Source organism: Corallococcus caeni (assembly GCF_036245865.1).
In the GTDB taxonomy this organism is placed as follows: domain Bacteria; phylum Myxococcota; class Myxococcia; order Myxococcales; family Myxococcaceae; genus Corallococcus; species Corallococcus caeni.
On record NZ_BTTW01000001.1, the window covers coordinates 254,376 to 271,713 of the forward strand.

Sequence of the window (17,338 nt, forward strand, 5' to 3'; positions counted from 1 at the left end):
GAAGCAGGAGACAACCCGGGGCCCGGCCGCGCACGCCGGGCCCCTTTCTTTTTTCGCGCGCTACGGCGTGCCTTCCGGCCGGGACTTCTTCTGCGGCGTGGCGCCGTGATGGCCGCCGCGCTGGGTGCCGGGCTTGTCACGCGCGCCGCTGTCCGCGCCGTTGATGATGCCGCTCGCCAGCAGGAAGGCGTTGAGGCGCAGCTGCATGAAGTTGTTCTCCACCTTCGGCGGCTGCTGCATGCGCAGGGTGCGGTCCTCGCCCTGCTGGTGCTTCGGCCACTCCGTCGCGGACGCGGGCGCGCCCGAGCGGGCGAACTGGAGCACCCAGCCGCTCACCTGGCGCGAGTACGCGCGGTCCTCCTCGGTGACGACCTCCTGCGTGGGCGGGCAGCGGGCCACGGTGTCCAGGAAGTACGGCACGTCCGAGCCGTGCGGGACGCCGTGCGGGTAGGTCGGGCGCAGCGCGGTGGCGGTGTAGTCGAAGTAGAAGCGCCACGCGTCGGAGACCTTGGCGTGCAGGTCCGCGATCTGCCGGGGGATGAGCGTGAAGACGATGTCGCGGCACACCTGCCGCGCCAGCTCCTCGTCGGGCGTCACGCCCGGGTAGAGCAGGCCGATGGGCACGTTGTTGTCGCGCAGCGCCTGGAGGACGTCCATGGGGTCGCGGCCCATGGCCGTCATCACGCTCACGTCGTCGCTGGTGCTGCCCAGGATGAGCGGCACGCGCGCCTGCTGCTGCGCCTTGAAGGTGGACAGGATGGACTGGGGCATCACGGTGTCGCCGCACACGGCCACCGGCGCCAGCGAGTGCTCCGGCGGCTGCTGCCAGAAGGCGTCCGCGGGCAGCTTGCGCAGGCGCTCCGGCGTCGCGTCCGCGTCCGGCACGCCCATGCCGCGGATGAGCGCCTCGCCCTTGGGCAGCGCCATCTCCAGCGGCATCTCATCCAGGCCGTACACGCTCATGGCCACGCCCCGGTGGAAGAGGGGCCGCGCGGCCTCCATGCAGAAGAGGGACAGCACGCTCTTGGCGCCCGCGGACTGGCCGATGAGGGTGACGTTGTTCGCGTCCCCGCCGAACTTCGCGATGTTGCGGTTCACCCACTGGAGCGCGGCGAGCTGATCCAACAGGCCGAAGTTGGCCGCGCCGCCGCCCGGCTCCCGCTGGAGCGCCGGGTGCGCCAGGAAGCCCAGGTGGCCCAGGCGGTAGTTCAACGTGACGAGGATGGCGTCCCGGGACGCCATGGGCACGCCGTTGTACGGAGGCAGGCCGCTCGCGCCAATCACATACGCGCCGCCGTGGATCCACACGATGACGGGCAGCTTCGCCTGGGCGTCCACGCGGGGCGTCCAGACATTGAGATAGAGGCAGTCCTCGCTCATGGGGACCGGGTCGCCGCCACCGCCCGCGATGCAGGCCTCGCGCGACTGGAGCGAGGAACCGCCGTACTTCGAAGCCTGACGGATGTTCTTCCACGGCACGACCGGGGCGGGCGGGCGCCAGCGCAGCGCGCCCACCGGAGGCTGGGCGTAGGGGATGCCCTTGAAGGCATACACCCCTTCCTCGACGACGCCTTGGAGCTGTCCTTCGACGGTGCTGACGACGGGAGCGGACTGCTGGACCATGTTTGGAACCCCCCACGAAGCCCGGCACACCGGCACCGGGCGGCAAGCGGAGTAGAGGGTTGGCCCCTGTGAGTCAATGCGGTGGGACCCAAAGACAACCACGCGTCCGCAACGCGACGTCTCCCCAGACTCCGGAGCATCAGGGCAATGCCATACCGAGTTCCCGCAGCAGCAGGCGCGCGATGGCGGCATAGTCTCCGTCGAAGTGGTGCCCGCCCTTGAGCAGCAGGGCGCGCGTGCCGGGCACGCCGGACAGCGTGGGGCAGAGGCTGTCGGACAGCTCCTCGTCGCCGTAAAGACAGAGCACCGGCGTCCCCTTCAGGGCCTGCACGTCTGGGAGCACCGCCTGGGTGGGCCGGCCCTTGCCGCCGAAGAGGTCCGTGACGTGCACCTCGAACTCCGCCTCCTTCCCGGGCGCGAACAGCGCGATCAACCTCACCCGGGCGCGCAGCTCCTCCGGCAGGCGCGCGGCGATGGCCGGCACCACGTCCGCGCCGCGCGAGTAGCCCACCAGCACGACGCGCTGCTTGCCCCAGGCGGACAGGAAGTGGCGCAGCGCGCGGGCCACGTCCGCGGACGTCTCCTCCGGGGTGCGGCGCTTCCAGAAGTAGCGCAGCGAGTTGAAGCCCACGACGGGGATGCCCTGCGCGGCCAGCGACTCGGAGACGGACTGGTCCAGGCTGGCCCAGCCACCATCGCCGGTGACGAAGAGGGCCAGCGTGTCGCCTTGCGTGGCGGACGTCGCGGGGACCTCCACCAACGGCAGCCCCTTCACCGACGCGTCACCCGCGAGCCCGTCGAGGCCCGCGTCCGGCGGTGACACGGCCGCGGACACGGGGGGCAGGTGCTCCGCGGCGAGCGGCATCGCGGCGGCCGCATAGGCAGCCAGGAGCGTCCCCTGCCACGCGGACACGGGCATGCGGGCCAGCCCCGGGCCCGGCACCGTCACCACGCGCCCGGTCTTCAGCTCTCGGGTGAAGTCGTGCGCGGCCTTCACCCGGTGGCCTGCGTCGTGGTCCGCGACGAGCAGCACCCACGGCTCCGTGAGGGCCCGCGCCGGGGACAGCCGCTCCCGTGTGCCCTTGTCCGCTCGCGAGCGCACGAGCCCCACGCCGGGGCAGAAGGCCGCGGTCGTCGTCAGCTCCGGCGTGAAGTCCACGCTCACCGCGCCCCGGAACGTCCCATGCGGGGCCTGGGCCAGCGCCGCGTAGGCCAGCGCCGCGCCCACGCCCTCCCCCACCAGGACGGGGTGCAGGTACTCCGGCAGCTCCGCGTGCCGCTGGTAGCCCTGGCTCAATATCTCCAGGTCCCCCGCCGGATACGCGCACCGCGTGCCCTTCTCCAGCGCACGCAGGTAGGCCCTCGCGTCCACCGCCAGCACCAGCGCGCCGTGCGCGGCGAGCGCCAGGGACAGCTCCGCGGCCCGGCCCTGGTCCGCCGGTCCATCCGCCAGGAGCAGGGCCACCGTCGCGGGCGCGGCCGGGGGCGTCACCACCGTGACGTGGCCAAAGCGGCCTCCGGGATGAAGCGTCTCCACGGACGGCGCGGCCACGGGGCCGGGGGCGCCGGCGTCCCCGGCCACGGGAGCCTGGGGCGCGGGCGGCGCCGCGCAGGTGCGCGCCCAGGAGGCGAGCGCCAGGGACAGCGCCAGCACCGCGCCCACCAGGAACCCGCCCGCGCGCCGCCTCATCGCGCCACCACCCCGCCCAGCCCGCGCGACACCAGGGAGGCCACGCCCGTGAGCACGCCCGGCAGCGCGAGCCCGCCCGGCGACGCCAGGTAGCGCGGGGCCCAGTCCGGGCGGAACTTCTCCTTGTACTGGCGCAGCCCCTGGAAGTTGTAGAAGTGCTCGCCGTGCCGGAACACGAGCGCCCCCAGCCGGTTCCACACCGGCGCGAGCGTGCGCTCCTCGAAGCCGCTGAAGGGTGCCATGCCCAGGTTGAAGCGGCGGAAGCCCTGCCGCCGGCCCCACAGCATCAGGGACGTGAAGAGGAAGTCCATCGCGCCATGCGGGCTGCCCGGCAGGTAGCGCATGAGGTCCACGCTCAACTCCTCCTTCGTCTCCGGCGCCCACACGTTGGCGAAGCCCGTGAGGACGCCGTCCTTGCGCACCAGCGCGACCGGCCCCTGCTCCAGGTAGCGCGGGGAGAACCACCCCAGGCTGAAGCCCTTCTCGCGCGTGTGCTTCTGCGCGAGCCACGCATCGGAGATGGCCTGCAGCCGGGGCAGCAGCTCCGGCACCGCCTCCGGGGGCTTGACCTCGAACGTCCAGCCCTCGCGCTCCATGCGGTGCACGCAATGGCGCAACCCCCGGCGCTCCGGCCCCTCCAGGCTGAAGTCCTGGAGCGCGACGGTGGCCTCCTCGCCCAGCTTGAGCAGCGTCAGTCCCAGGTCCAGGTAGCGCGGCAGCGCGCCCGGGCCCACCTGGTAGAAGCACGCCCAGCCGTGGTGCCGGTCCGCCAGCTCCCGGAAGCGCCACGCCAGCTCCGTCGCGGCGTCCGGCGGCCCCACCGGGTCCCCCATGGACACCCAGGCGCGGCCGGACACGCCGTACATGAGGAACGCGGTGCCCGCGTCGTTGAGCAGCAGGGACTTGTCCCCCAGCAGCGCCAGCGAGGCCATGGACTCCTGCGCGTGGGCCACCAGGGGGCGGATCCGCCGCAACTCCTCCGTCGTCGGCGGGTGCACGCGAGGCCCCGCCGGCCGCAGCAGCGCGGCCAGCCCCACCACCACCGTCGCGCCCAGCACGCCCACGCTCGCGCGCAGGAAGCGCGGTGCGTCGCCGGAGAAGGTGAAGCGCCACCAGAGGTCGCGGCTGTACTCGACGTGCTGGTAGGAGAAGAACCCCAGCCCCACCGACGCCACCACCACCGCCACCGTGGCCAGCAGCCACCCGGGGCTGAAGGCCTCCGCGAACAGCGACGTGTGCCGGTAGAACTGCTGGTGGAACGGCGCCAGCGTGGCGGCCAGGACGAGCAGCAGCGTCGCCTCCTCGTAGTCCACGCCCTTCACCAGGGAGAACACCGCGCCCGCCACCAGCAGCACCTGCGTCAGCACGTAGGCCGCGTCCAGGCGCCGCTGGAGCCCGCGCGCGAGCAGCAGCAGCGACAGGCCCACCAGGCTGCCCAGCAGGTGCGACACCTCCAGGAGCGGCAGCGGCACCAGCTTGCGCAGCACCGCCAGCCGGTCCGCCACCGCCGGCGTCGCGCCGGAGAACAGAAGCACCGTGCCCGCCAGGAACGCCACCGCCGACGCGGCCCACGGCATGACCGGCGCGAACGAGCCGTGCACCGCCTTCGCCAGCCGCGTCAGGTGGTGACGGCGAAGGAGCAGCTCATTGCCCGCCAGCAGCAGCGCCGCCACGGTGAAGGGCATCAGGTAGTAGACCAGCCGGTACACCAGCAGCACGCCCACCACCTGCGGAGCCGGCACGTGGGGCGTGAGCGCGGACAGCATCACCGTCTCGAAGACGCCCAGGCCCGCGGGGACCTGGCTGGCGATGCCCGCGAGCTGCGCGAGCGCGAACAGCGCGGTCAGCGATGGCAGCGACACGCCGCTGTCCGCTGGCAGCAGCACCCACAGCACCGACGCCGCCAGCACCCAGTCGCCGCACGACACGACCAACTGCGCCAGCGCTCGCGTGAGGGTCGGCAGCGTCCACTCCAGGCCGCGCACGCGAAGCGGCCTGCGCACGACGGCGCACGCCACGAAGTAGCCCGCGAGCAGCAGCCACAGCGCCCCGCCCACGACGTGCGCCACCGGCGTGGACAGGGCCAGCACCCCGCCCCCGCCCTCGACGAGCAGCGACGTGCCGGTGACGGCGGCCAGGCCCAGCCAGAACGTGAGCGCGTTGAACGCGGACACCCGCGCGACGTCCAGCGCGGTGAGCCCCCACCCGGAATACAGCCGGTAGCGCACCGAACCGCCGCTCAGGAACGACGCGCCCAGGTTGTGCCCGAAGGCATAGCCCACGAACGACGTGAACCCCACGCGCGCATACGGGAGCCGGTGCCCGGCATGTCCCAGCGCCAGCACGTCGTACAGCGTGAGGGCCGCGTAGTTCACGACCGTCACGCCGAGCGCCAGGACGATGCGTCCGGTCGTCACGGCCGCGAGCCCCGCGCTCACGTCCTCGCGGCGGAAATGCGACAGCTCGCGGTGCAGCACGTACGCCGCCACGCACAGCAGCCCCAGCGGCAGCACGGTGGTGAGGACTCTTTGGACCTTCGGCATGCCCCGAGCTCAGAGCATCCGGCATGCCATGGCTCCCGAGGGGCGACGCCGGGGCAGTCCTCCGCCCGGAATGCCCCACGTGGGGCATTGAGCCCCACTCCTCCGGGAGGGTTTGACCAACGCTGCCAGTGCGGTGATGAAGACACGCATGGAACCTGGGTACAGCAGCCCGGCCTCACGCCAGGCCCTCGAAGGCCCGCCCCCCCTTCGCGCCCAGAGGAAGACTGGACCTTCAGGGTAGGTTGCGCCTACCTCACTCAGGCCCGCCGAAACACACCAATGATTTCATGTTTTACATTGCTATCGCGGTGAATCCCGGCGTCCGGTGACACTCGGAGAGACGTGGTGCGCGGAGGGCCGGCGGGCGAGGCATCAGGGACCCATTTTACTTTGACCCCCCTGGCGCTAGAGCATGTGTCTTGAATGTGTCGCTCCCGCGTCTTCGCTCTCGACTCGCAGTCCCAGCCCACCCTCTTCCGCGGCCCCCGGAAGACCCACGCCGCCTCGCGGCTCGCGGCCGTGGCGTCCGTGCTGCTGGCGCTCCTGGCGTTCGCGCCCGTCGCGCACGCGGATCCGGCACGCACGGCGGCGTCGCAGCCGGCGCTCGAAGGGTGGCGCTTCCGCTGGGGGGACTCGCCGCTGGGGCCTGACGGCGTTCCCACATGGGCGACGGAGCCGGAGGGCGCGGAGGGCTGGCAGCCCGTGGACGCGCTCAAGGAACCGCCGGGGCGCGGGACGAACACCTTCCTCTGGCTGCGCATCCCGCTGCCCGACGGCGGATGGTTGGAGCCCGCCCTCTTCCTGGGCAACGTCGCCAACGCCTTCGAGCTCTACGCGGGCGGCCAGCGCATCTACGCCAGCGGGACGCTGTCTGCCTCCGGCAACGAGTCGATGGAGAACCTGGCCTGGCACCTGGTGCCCGTGCCGCCCGCCTCGCTGGGCCACTCCGTGCTCCTGCGCATCCAGGCCCATGGCCCCGCCATCGGCGTCACGCGCGACGCGAAGGTGGGCTCGCACTCGCGGCTGCTCGCGGAGATGACGCACCAGGGCCTCGCGCCCTTCGTCATGGGGACGCTGCTGTCCGGCATCGGCGTGTTGGCGCTGCTCGCCGCCGTCCTGCGCCGCCAGTGGCGGTTGCTCGCCTCGCTGACCGTGTTCGCCATGGCCTCCGGTGCGCTGCTGCTCGGCTCGAGCGGCTTCTTCGTGGCGCTCTGGAACATGCCGGTCGTCGGCAGCGTCCTCACGCTGGTGGGCTCGTACGCCATCGTCCCCAGCCTGGCGTGGTTCATCTCCGATACCGTCGGCGCGGACCGGCTGCGCTGGTTCCGCTGGGGCGCGGGCGTCGTCACCGTCCTGGGCCTCATCCAGTCCGTGGCCGCGGTCGTGGACCTGAGCGTCGCGTGGCGGCTGCTGCCCGCCTTCGCGCTGTACTCACTGCCCGGGCTGCTCGTCTGCGTGGGCGTCGCGGTGGTCCAGGCGCTGAAGGGGGACCGGGACGCGCGCATCTTCGTCGCGGGCCTGGGCGGGCTCACGTTCGTGTCCGTGCTGGCCACGCTGCCGGTGGTGGGCCTGATGGAGACCACCGACAGCCAGATGCACTGGGGCTTCTTCGCCGTCACGGCGTCGCTCGTGGCCATCGTGGCGCGCCGCTCGGCGGAGGTGGTGCGGTCGCTGGCGGAGTACACGCACCAGCTGGAAGCGCGCCGCAAGGACGTGCGCCTGCTGGCCCAGGGCATGGGTCAGGGCGCGGACGAGCTGGCCGCCGTCGTGCAGCAGCTGCACACCTCCAGCGAGGAGCAGACGGTGGGCATCAGCCGCCAGGCGGCGGCGCTGCGGGAGCTGGAGCAGACGGTGGAGGAGATCCGCCAGGGCTCGCACCTGACGGCGGACAAGGCGCGTTTGCTCGCGGCGTCCGCGGAGAGCGCGGAGGTGGTGGGCCGCCAGGGCGGCGAGGCCCTGGAACGCACGCTGACGGACCTGGCCGCCATCCGCACGGAGGTGTCGGAGATGGCCGCGCGCATCCTCGCGCTCGACGAGCGCACGCGTGAGGTGTCCGGCATCGTCGACGACGTGAAGACGCTGGCGGACCAGTCCAACATGCTGGCCATCAACGCCGCCATCGAGGCGGTGCGCAACGGCGACAGCGGCAAGGGCTTTGGCGTGGTGGCCAAGGAGATGCGCCGGCTGGCGGACCAGTCCATCCGCGCCACCGAGCGCATCCGCGACGTGCTCGACGGCGTGAGCATGAGCATGCGCGAGGCCGCGCAGATGAGCGAGCAGGGCCAGGGGCGCGTGCAGGTGAGCCTGGACGCGGTCCGCAACTCCGGCGCGCAGCTGCAGAAGCTGGCGAGCATCATCGGCGACACCAGCGGCAGCGTGCGGCAGATCACCCAGGCGGTGGCCCAGCAGGACTCGGGCACGCATCAGATTGCGCAGGCCATCCAGGAGCTGTCCGGCCAGATGCAGCGCACGCTGGCGGCCGTGGAGGAGACGCGCACCGTCACCCGCTCCGTGCAGACGCTGGCGGAGGTCATGTCGGGGGCCGCGAGCAAGGCGCTCCGCTCCGGCACGCTCTCCGACGACCAGCCGAAGCCCGCGGCCGCGTGAAGCCCGGACCGGGCCCGGCTACACTGCCGGGCCATGGTGCCCCTGACCGACCACTCCGGACTGCCGCCCGAGCGCAGAGCCGCACTGGAGCGGCAGCTCGCGCCGCTCACGCTGCTCCAGGACGTGGTGCGCTGGGGCTTCGCGAGCACCCCGCCGCGCGACGTGGCGGCGGTGGTGGTCCAGGACGAGTTCACCCACGACGTGGTGCTGCCCTGGGAAGAGACGCGCTACCTCGTCTTCGACACCACGTGACTGGGCGGAGTCTCTGCGGTCTCCGTGTGGGACCACTGCCCTACCGCCGATGAGCTGCTGGACGCGCGGCTGCGCGCCGGGTGGACGCCCACGCCGACGAGCACCGTCGACGGGGACGTCGTGCTGGGCCACGCCGCGTGCCGGATGCCGTCCCGGGCCGCGCCCTGACGACCCGAGGACACTCCGCCGGGGCGATGCGTGGAGAACGCGACGTCCCGGGCGTGGGGACGCGAGGACGCTGACGAAGCCATGACGTGCTGGCGGTACGAGCACCGCATGGAAGAGAGTGTGAAGCCCCGGCTGCGCGGCCTGTCGCACGCGCTCGCGTTCGTGGCGGCGCTGGTGGGCTGCGTGCGGATGGCGCTGATGCCCGTGCCGGGCGCGCAGTACGTGGCGAACCTGGTGTTCGGCGGCAGCCTGGTCCTGATGTTCGGCGTGAGCGGGGGCTACCACTGGCCCACGTGGAGCGCCGCGACGTACCACCGGATCCGCCGGTTCGACCACGCCGCCATCTTCATCCTCATCGCGGGGAGCTTCACGCCCATGGCGACGTTGGCGCCCATGGGTGGCTGGAGCCAGCGGCTGCTCTGGGGGATGTGGGGCGCGGCGCTGACGGGCGCCACGCTCACGCTCGCGGGCATCTCCGCGTCGCGGGGGCTGCGCTCGGGGCTCTACGTGGCCCTGGGCTGCGTGGCGGCCCCGGTGATGTGGCACCTCCCGGGGGTGATGGGCCCCGGCCGCGTGGGCTGGCTGTTCTTCGGGGCCGTGCTCTACGCCGTGGGAGCGGTGGTGTACGCGCGCCGCTGGCCCGACCCCGTGCCCCACGTGTTCGGCTACCACGAAGTGTTCCACATCATGGTCGTCGCCGCGGCCGCCACGCACTACGCCGTGCTGATGGACTTCGTGGGGGGCTAGGGATTGCCGCGTCCGCCGGACGCGCCGTAAATAGGCCATCGCCGACCTGTCGCTTCTTGCCTTCGGTGGCCATGCGCATCCACGCCTGCATCGCGATCCTGCTCCTCATTTCAGCCTGCGCGACGACGGATCCCGCCACGAAGGCGCCCGCGGCGCGCGGCCGGAGGATTGGCAACCTCCAGCGAGCGGCGGCGCTGCCCTGGAGGGACGGTGGGAAGTGCGTTGTTCGCGAAGCGTCCCAGCCCTGGCCTATTTTGGTGGAGCGGTGCTACCGGGCCCTCGACCATGACCGGGTCGAGTTCCACGACACCGAGGGAAGATGCGCGGTCGCCTCCTCTGGCGCCGCCGCCGTGGGACTCGGGTTCTGCGTGCTGGCGGCCCCTGAAATTGTCGTGGGAGCCGTGATCGTCCTTGGCGTGGTGGTGGTCGCCGTCGCCATCAAGGAGGAGCTGGATGCTTATGAGCTACGGCACCACTCTCCCGAGGAAGCAGGGCCCGCGCGAGAAACGAGGGTCGCGGCTCGGGAGGTTGTAGCGGACCGTAAGCCCAAGCTGGAGCCGGAGCCCGCAGGAAAGGGATGGCAGCCCCCGGTGCCACCCGTGCCCGTGGACCGGACGCGCCACGCCAGTTGCGAGCCCGTTCCAGTGCCTCACGCAGGTGAGGACGATGCGCATAACGAGTGCGCCGACAGCTTTCCGCCCAACCGCTACCCTGGCAACGACGTGCTCGTGAACGGCAAGCGCTTTGATGCGCTGCAAGTCGGCGTGCGTGTGCTGTGGGAGATCAAGACATATCAATTCGACACGTACAGTGACTATCTGAAGGAACGGGTGATCGAACAGCAGGTGGAAGAGTTCCAGGAGGATCGGCACATCGCGGAGGCATGTGGATATCGCTTCGTCGTTGGGGTGAGCAGTGCCGCGCACAAGGAAGCCCTGCTCCGACTGGATCCCAGCCTCCAGATCGTCGTCACGGGATGCAAACGATGACCCCACGAAAACGCCTCGAACTGAATGTCTACGCGCCCGCGCTTGTAAGGGATGACGGCCGTACACTCGCTGTCGTCCGAGGTGTAGAGCTGGCGCTGCCCGGCTTGCGCCTGGAGTGGGAAATAGACAAAGAAGGGCGTCCCATTGAGGTACCGCAACGCGAAGCCTGGCTCGCGGAGGCAGCAACACGCGGAAAGCTCCCGTTGCTATGCAACGGCGACGAGCGCTACCCCGTGACCATCTCCGGTCTGCGGCGATTCGCCAGCGCGAGCGCTGGCGGTCAACCGCAGTTCCAGGTTCATGCGAAGCTGCCACTGGACGCACCCGTCGTCGAGGCAGCAACAAACGTGCTTGAAGCTGTGACAGAGGGCGTACGCGCATACTGGGGACAGGCAACACCGGACGACGCCGCGGTGGACATCGCGTATCAGATCGCCCCCACACTGGAAGGACCACCAGCCCCACGCCGGGGGCTGCCTGCCCTGAAACTCTTCCAGCACATCCGCGCTCCAGAGATTCCCTATTACCTTGGGTGGCTGAACTACTGGTCGGCCGCGACCGCACGGGCCATCGGGTTCCCGGATCCTGCTCGCGACACGGAATGGCTCTCACGGGCGCGGCGTACAGCATCGGGCGGGTGGATCGTGCAGCTCACGGAGGCGCCCCTCGATCTGGACGACCCCACCCATCTGGACGCGCTCAAGCGGGCCTACGAGCGCTTCCCCGAAATCGGCGGGCGGCTGGTGCCCTGACCCGGGATGGAGCGGGATTGTCGGGCACCGCACGCCGCATCGGCCGCGGCTCCAGGTGCGGCGCTCCATCGAGGGGTGAACTTTCCCCCGGGAGGAAACACCATGGCCGCCCCGACGCTCACCACGCAGTGCTGCATCGCGGGCGGAGGTCCGGCGGGCATGATGCTGGGGCTGCTGCTGGCCCGGGCCGGCGTGGAGGTGAAGGTGCTGGAGAAGCACGCGGACTTCCTGCGCGACTTCCGGGGCGACACGCTCCACCCGTCCACGCTGGAGCTGATGCACGAGCTGGGATGGCTGGACGAGCTGCTCGCCCTTCCCCACTCGGAGGCCCGGGACCTGCGCTTCCAGTTCGGCACGCACGACGTCCAGGTGGGCGACTTCCGCCACCTCCCCACGCACGCGCGCTACCTCGCGTTCATGCCGCAGTGGGACCTGCTCGACTTCATCGCGCGCAAGGCCGCCATGTACCCGGGGTTCCAGCTGCTGCGCCGCACGGAGGTGACGGACCTCGTGCGTGACGACAAGGGCCAGACGGTCGGGGTGCGCGCACGGACGCCCGAGGGCCCGCTGGAGGTGCGCGCGTCGCTGGTGGTGGCGGCGGACGGCCGGACCTCCACGCTGCGCCAGCAGTCCGGCCTGGAGGTGAAGGTCCTGGGCGCCCCCATGGACGTGCTCTGGTTCCGCGTGTCGCGCAGGCCCGAGGACGGCGACCCGCCCCTGGGCCGCTTCGAGCGCGGACAGGTCTTCATCCTCATCAACCGGGGCGCCCAGTGGCAGTGCGGCCAGGTCATCCCCAAGGGCGGCATCGCGTCCGTTCAAGCGCGCGGCCTGAAGTCCTTCCGCGATGACCTCGCGAAGTCGATGCCGTTCCTCGCCAGCCGCGCCGGTGAAATCCGGAGCTGGGACGACGTGAAGCTGCTGACCGTGCGAGTGGATCGGCTGCGCACCTGGTATCAGCCCGGACTGCTGTGCATCGGCGACGCGGCGCACGCGATGTCGCCCGTGGGCGGCGTGGGCATCAACCTCGCGGTGCAGGACGCCGTGGCCACCGCCAACCTGCTCGCAGGCCCCCTGCTCGCCCGGCACGTCACGACCCGGGACCTGCGCCGCGTCCAGCAGCGCCGGGAGCTCCCCACGCGCCTCACCCAGCGAGCCCAGGTGCTCATCCAGAACCGCGTGGTGGCCCCCGTGCTGCGGAAGCACGCGCTCGGCAACGGCCGGCCGCCCCTGCCCCTCTGGCTGTTGCGGCATGTCCCCGCGCTGCGCCGCATCCCCGCACGCCTGATTGGCCTGGGCGTCCGTCCCGAGCACATCCACACGCCGGCCGCTTCACCCCTTCACTGAGGAACGCCGGACCGCCAGTTCCCACGTCCCTGCCCCGGGCACGGTTGTTCCGGAGCCGTCGTGCCCAAAGCTTCGCGGGGAGTGCCTGACGCACGCGCAGTCCTCCTGAGCGTCGGGCCGGGAGGAACCATGGCGAGTTCACGAACGCTGACCCTGCGGGAGCTCCATCCCCGAGAAGCCTTGCCCCAGGAAGACGTCCTCCCGGGGCGGTGGAGCCAGGCCGCCACGGCGGTGGTCGCGGGGACGCTGATGTCCCTGGGACTGAGACGCCGCTCGCTCGGGGGCACGGTGATGGCCCTGGCCAGCGGCGCCCTGCTCTACCAGGGCCTGCACTCCCGGAAGCGAGCTCCGTCCACGGGGGCCAGGACGGCACGCCGGGCCCTCACGGCCGTGGAGGCGCGACGCGAGCCGCGCGTGGAGGTGGAGCGCACGATCACCGTGGGCCGTCCAGCGGAGGAGCTGTACCGACTGTGGGGTGAGCCCTCCACGCTGAACCTCCTCATGGCGCACTTCGCGGACGTCACGCCCACGCGGGGAGGCGACGGCCGCCACTGGCAGGTACACGGGCCCCTGGGGCGCGAGCTGAGCTGGGACTCGCGCGTCGTGGAGGACCGACCGCCGGAGCTCCACCGCTGGGAGTCCACGGAGGACAGCCCCGTGAAGGTGGAGGGCCAGGTGCGCTTCAAGCCCGCGCCAGCGGACTGGGGCACGGAGGTGACGCTGCACCTCGCCTTCGCTCCTCCGGGCGGCGCGCTGGGCGAGGCGCTGGCGAAGCGGCTGCGCGCCATCCCCGCCCTGCAGGTGATGAAGGTGCTGCGCCGGTTCAAGAGCCTGGCGGAGACCGGAGAGATGCCCACGCTGGACCACAACCCCTCCGCTCGCGTGAGCGCGGACTGACCCCAGGAGCACGAAGCCATGCGAGCCCTTTGCTGGAATGGAGTGAACGACCTGCGCGTGGAGACCGTCCCCGACCCGGAGATCGTCAACCCGCACGACGCCATCCTCCGCGTCACGATGTCGACGACGTGCGGCTCCGACCTGCACTTCATCGACGGCTACCTCCCGACGATGAAGGCGGGCGACATCATCGGCCATGAGTTCATGGGCGAGGTCGTGGAGGTGGGGCGCGACGTGAAGCGGGTGAAGAAGGGGGACCGGGTGGTGGTGCCCTCGTTCATCGTCTGCGGCAACTGCTGGTATTGCGATCACCAACTCTGGTCGCTGTGTGACAACACCAACCCGAAGCCCGAGTACCAGCAGGTGGCGTTCGGCTACCCCACGGCCGGCATCTACGGCTACACGCACGCCTTCGGCGGCTACGCGGGCGCGCATGCCCAGTTCGTCCGGGTGCCCCACGCGGACAACGACTGCTTCCTCGTGCCGGAGGGCCTGCGCGACGAACAGGTCCTCTTCCTCTCCGACGCGGCCCCCACGGGCTACATGGGCGCGGACTTCTGCGGCATCCAGCCGGGAGCCACCATCGCCGTGTGGGGCGCGGGCGGCGTGGGGCTGATGGCCATGCGCAGCGCGTACCTCCTGGGCGCCGAGCGCGTCATCGCCGTGGACCGCTTCCCGGAGCGCCTGGCCATGGCGGAGAACTTCGTCGGCGCGGAGGCCCTGGACTACAGCCAGGTGGAGAGCGTGGTGGACGTGCTGCGGGAGATGACCGGAGGCCGCGGGCCGGATGCGTGCATCGACGCGGTGGGCATGGAGGCCCATGGCACCGGGCCGGGCTACGCGTATGACCGGGCGAAGCAGGCGCTGCACCTGCACTCGGACCGGGGGCAGGCCCTGCGCGAGGCCATCCTCGCCTGCCGCAAGGGCGGCACGCTGTCCGTGCTGGGCGTGTACGGCCTGATGGACTCGTTCCCCCTGGGCGCCATCATGAACAAGGGCCTCACGATGCGCACCGCGCAGCAGCACGGACAGAAGTACCTGCCCCGCCTGCTGGAGCACGTGGCGAGGGGCGAGCTGGATCCCTCGTTCCTCGCCACGCACCGCTTCTCGCTGGAGGACGCGCCGAAGGGCTACGAGCTCTTCAAGAAGAAGGAGGACGGCTGCGTGCGGGCCGTGTTCACTTCTTGAGCGGCGGGTGCCAGCAACACGCCAGCGGCAACGCCTGGCAGTTGGTGCAGACGGGGCGGATGAGCTTCCACCTGCGAAGCCTCACCGGCGGACGGCGCCTCGTCCAGCTCCGACGCCGGGCCACAGGCGGAAAGGAGGCCCACGGAGAAGGTCGTCAAAACCAAAGCGCGGATCATGTTTCGCATGCGGATGCTCCAGGTGCCGGAGGCGGAAATGCCTCTCAGCTCCACAGTCCGGCAGAAAGCGATATCCTGCGCAGCCCTGGCGACTGTCTTCGCGCTCGGCTGTGTCTTTCCTGCCCCGGTGATCGCAATGACTCTCATTCGTGCGCGGTGGTGCCTGTGTCTCGCCATGGTCACGACGGCCGGCGCCTGCCGCTCCGAAGGCCCTCGGGAACCCCCTTCCGCTCCCGTGCAGGCGACGGCGACGGAGGAACCCGTGGACCTGCATGGCACGGGAGGCGTCGAAGGCGCGGATGCGGCATATGACCGCTCCCGTCAGCCCGCCCGGTTCATCGCCGCGCTGGGAATCGCTCCGGGGCAGCGCATCGCCGACGTCGGCGCGGGGCAGGGCTACTTCACGCAGCGGCTCGCGGAGGCAGTGGGCCCCACGGGACGGGTGGTCGCCACCGACATCAACGACGAAGCCCTCAAGCGGCTCCGCGCGCGGGTCATCGGCCGTGAGAACATCGAGGTGCGGAAGGTGGAACCGGACGCTCCGGGCCTCGAAGCGGGAGCGTATGACCTCATCCTCCTCTCGGAGGTCGACCACTTCCTCACCGACCGGGTGGACTACCTCACCCGGCTGCGGGCCGCGCTCACGCCCCAGGGCCGCATCGCGGTGACGCACCTGCGGGCCATGCGCCCCCCGCTCGTCGCCGCGGCCCGCACCGCGGGCTACTCCGTCGTCTCCGAGTACAACGACCTGCCGGACCACTACCTGCTCTTCCTGCGCCCCACCGCCCATCCATGACAGCTCCGGAGGGCCCAACCGTCCAGAACCCAGGCCTTCGCGCCCGGGAGCGTCCAGTCCACGGCAGAACCCGGCCCGGCACCGGCGACAGGGCCGCCGCGATGCGGTGAGCGCCCTACCCTTCCGGCGCGGAAAACAACGCACCGGACGCGGCATGCCGCCGCGCGATGCACGAGGAGACGAACGCCATGGGTATCAGCAAGGGCAGTGCGCAGTGGGACGGTGGGCTGAAGGACGGCAAGGGCTCCATGAAGCCGGGCCACGCCGCGGAGGTGCCCTTCTCGCTCGGCACCCGCTTCGAGGGTCAGCAGGGCAGCAACCCCGAGGAGCTCATCGGCGCGGCGCTCTCCGGGTGCTTCTCCATGGCCCTGTCGCTGGGGCTGGAGAAGGCGGGCCTGAAGCCCACGCGCATCCAGACGCACGCGGACGTGCAGCTGGACAAGCAGGGCGAGGGCTTCGCCATCACCACCATCGCGCTGAGCACCGAGGCCACCGTCCCCGGCGCCGACGACGCCCGCTTCCAGAAGATCGCCGAGGAGACCAAGAAGGGCTGCCCCGTCTCCAAAGCGCTCGCGGGCGTGAACATCACGCTCAAGGCGAAGCTCGCGACCTGACGGACCCGCGCCGGCCTCAGCCGCCGGCGCACGCGTCCCGGCAGTCCTGCCGGCACGCGACGACCTCGGGCGTGTTGCCCACGCAGGTCGCGTAGCACTGGGACAGGCACGGCGTGAGCGCATGCTCCGCCGAGCCGGGGTCCTCACCGGTCGGCGCATCCCCCGGGTCCTGCGAGCCCCCCGGACGGTCCGGCGAAGGAGCGTCCGCGGGACCGCAGGCCGCCGCGAGGAGCCATCCCACCGAGGCCAGCGCCACCAGGTTCCGCCGCATGAGCCATCCTCTCGCCGGATGAGAAGGGGCTCACTCTAGCCGCGAATCCGGGTGGAAGAATCCAGGCCCGTGGCCGATTCGCGCCCAGGAGGTCTTCTTCGCAGGTGGCTGAGACGGACGACGTCACGGACGCGGTTCGGCGCGCGACGCAGGGGGAGTCGTCCGCCTTCAGCGAGCTGTATCGTCGCACCCGTCCCCTGGTGGCCCGCCTGGTCGCGGGTTTCGGCACATTGGATCCCGACGAGGCGGAGGACGTCCTCCAGGAGTCCTACGTGCGGGCGTTCCGGGGGTTGCCTCAGCTGAAGTCGCCGGGGGCCTTCACTCCCTGGCTGTTGACCATCGCGCGCAACCGGGCGCGCACGCGGCTGGAGCGCCGCAGCCTGCTCCAGCGGATGGAGGAGGAATGGGTGGACCCGACACCGGAGACGGTGCCGGCCCTGCCACCTACGCTCCAGGTGGAGCGGGACATCGAAGTGGTGCGGCAGCTCATCGCGGAGCTGCCTGACGGCGAGGAGAAGAAGACCGTGCAGCTCTTCTACATCGAGGGTCAGCTCTCCGCGCGGGAGATCGCCGATCAGCTCGGCGTGGGCAAGAGCACGGTCACCATGCGGCTGGAGCGGTTTCGTGGGCGCATCAAGCGCGAGCTCCTCCAGCGGGTGCTCGCCGGACGGTGGGATTGAG

Annotated in this window: 16 protein-coding genes; 12 read left to right on the forward strand and 4 right to left on the reverse strand. The window is 71.3% G+C overall.

All coding sequences use genetic code 11. The features are described 5' to 3' along the window. Positions 1 to 60 precede the first annotated feature (60 nt). The 3 genes from AABA78_RS01015 to mprF form a co-directional block, all read right to left on the reverse strand. Positions 61 to 1,623 carry a carboxylesterase/lipase family protein gene (locus AABA78_RS01015; protein ID WP_338261208.1) on the reverse strand — a complete coding sequence of 521 codons (1,563 nt, stop codon included), beginning with the start codon at positions 1,621 to 1,623 and terminating at the stop codon, positions 61 to 63. A gap of 139 nt (positions 1,624 to 1,762) precedes the next feature. Further along, entirely contained in the window at positions 1,763 to 3,313 is a 1,551-nt protein-coding gene (locus AABA78_RS01020) for an AcvB/VirJ family lysyl-phosphatidylglycerol hydrolase (RefSeq protein ID WP_338261209.1), read from the reverse strand. Then, positions 3,310 to 5,856: a bifunctional lysylphosphatidylglycerol flippase/synthetase MprF gene (gene mprF / locus AABA78_RS01025; protein WP_338261211.1), complete on the reverse strand. Its 2,547-nt coding sequence runs from the start codon at positions 5,854 to 5,856 to the stop codon at positions 3,310 to 3,312. Before mprF ends, AABA78_RS01020 begins: the two co-directional genes overlap by 4 nt. 423 nt (positions 5,857 to 6,279) lie before the next feature. On the opposite strand from mprF, the gene AABA78_RS01030 reads away from it, so the two are divergent. The 11 genes from AABA78_RS01030 (at position 6,280) to AABA78_RS01080 (ending at position 16,386) form a co-directional block, all read left to right on the forward strand. Continuing rightward, on the forward strand, positions 6,280 to 8,463 hold the full coding sequence (locus AABA78_RS01030; protein WP_338261212.1) for a methyl-accepting chemotaxis protein: 2,184 nt from the start codon (positions 6,280 to 6,282) through the stop codon (positions 8,461 to 8,463). A gap of 33 nt (positions 8,464 to 8,496) precedes the next feature. After that, entirely contained in the window at positions 8,497 to 8,715 is a 219-nt protein-coding gene (locus AABA78_RS01035) for a hypothetical protein (RefSeq protein WP_338261213.1), read from the forward strand. A gap of 24 nt (positions 8,716 to 8,739) precedes the next feature. Then, positions 8,740 to 8,883, forward strand: coding sequence for a hypothetical protein (locus AABA78_RS01040; RefSeq protein WP_208729909.1), 144 nt, complete (start codon positions 8,740 to 8,742; stop codon positions 8,881 to 8,883). An 81-nt stretch (positions 8,884 to 8,964) separates the two neighbouring features. Next, a complete protein-coding gene (trhA, locus tag AABA78_RS01045; protein WP_338261215.1) occupies positions 8,965 to 9,630 on the forward strand; it encodes a PAQR family membrane homeostasis protein TrhA in 666 nt (221 codons plus the stop codon). Between the two features lie 71 nt (positions 9,631 to 9,701). Then, on the forward strand, positions 9,702 to 10,619 hold the full coding sequence (locus tag AABA78_RS01050; RefSeq protein ID WP_338261217.1) for a DUF6310 domain-containing protein: 918 nt from the start codon (positions 9,702 to 9,704) through the stop codon (positions 10,617 to 10,619). Further along, positions 10,616 to 11,371, forward strand: a complete 756-nt coding sequence (locus AABA78_RS01055) for a DUF5953 family protein (RefSeq protein WP_338261218.1) — start codon at positions 10,616 to 10,618, stop codon at positions 11,369 to 11,371. Before AABA78_RS01050 ends, AABA78_RS01055 begins: the two co-directional genes overlap by 4 nt. Positions 11,372 to 11,473: 102 nt before the next feature. After that, positions 11,474 to 12,715: an FAD-dependent oxidoreductase gene (locus AABA78_RS01060; protein WP_338261219.1), complete on the forward strand. Its 1,242-nt coding sequence runs from the start codon at positions 11,474 to 11,476 to the stop codon at positions 12,713 to 12,715. Positions 12,716 to 12,844: 129 nt separating this feature from the next. Continuing rightward, a complete protein-coding gene (locus AABA78_RS01065; RefSeq protein WP_338261220.1) occupies positions 12,845 to 13,612 on the forward strand; it encodes an SRPBCC family protein in 768 nt (255 codons plus the stop codon). 18 nt (positions 13,613 to 13,630) lie between these two features. After that, complete coding sequence (locus tag AABA78_RS01070) at positions 13,631 to 14,800, forward strand: zinc-dependent alcohol dehydrogenase (protein WP_171418165.1); 1,170 nt, start codon at positions 13,631 to 13,633, stop codon at positions 14,798 to 14,800. Positions 14,801 to 15,238: 438 nt separating this feature from the next. Further along, complete coding sequence (locus tag AABA78_RS01075) at positions 15,239 to 15,772, forward strand: class I SAM-dependent methyltransferase (protein ID WP_338261221.1); 534 nt, start codon at positions 15,239 to 15,241, stop codon at positions 15,770 to 15,772. A gap of 188 nt (positions 15,773 to 15,960) precedes the next feature. Then, entirely contained in the window at positions 15,961 to 16,386 is a 426-nt protein-coding gene (locus AABA78_RS01080; RefSeq protein WP_171418169.1) for an OsmC family protein, read from the forward strand. Between the two features lie 16 nt (positions 16,387 to 16,402). Here AABA78_RS01080 and AABA78_RS01085 read toward each other — a convergent pair whose 3' ends face one another. Further along, a complete protein-coding gene (locus tag AABA78_RS01085) occupies positions 16,403 to 16,657 on the reverse strand; it encodes a hypothetical protein (protein WP_338261222.1) in 255 nt (84 codons plus the stop codon). A gap of 104 nt (positions 16,658 to 16,761) precedes the next feature. Here AABA78_RS01085 and AABA78_RS01090 point away from each other — a divergent pair, with 104 nt between their 5' ends. After that, positions 16,762 to 17,337, forward strand: coding sequence for an RNA polymerase sigma factor (locus tag AABA78_RS01090; protein ID WP_338261223.1), 576 nt, complete (start codon positions 16,762 to 16,764; stop codon positions 17,335 to 17,337). The last annotated feature ends 1 nt before the right edge of the window (position 17,338 follow it).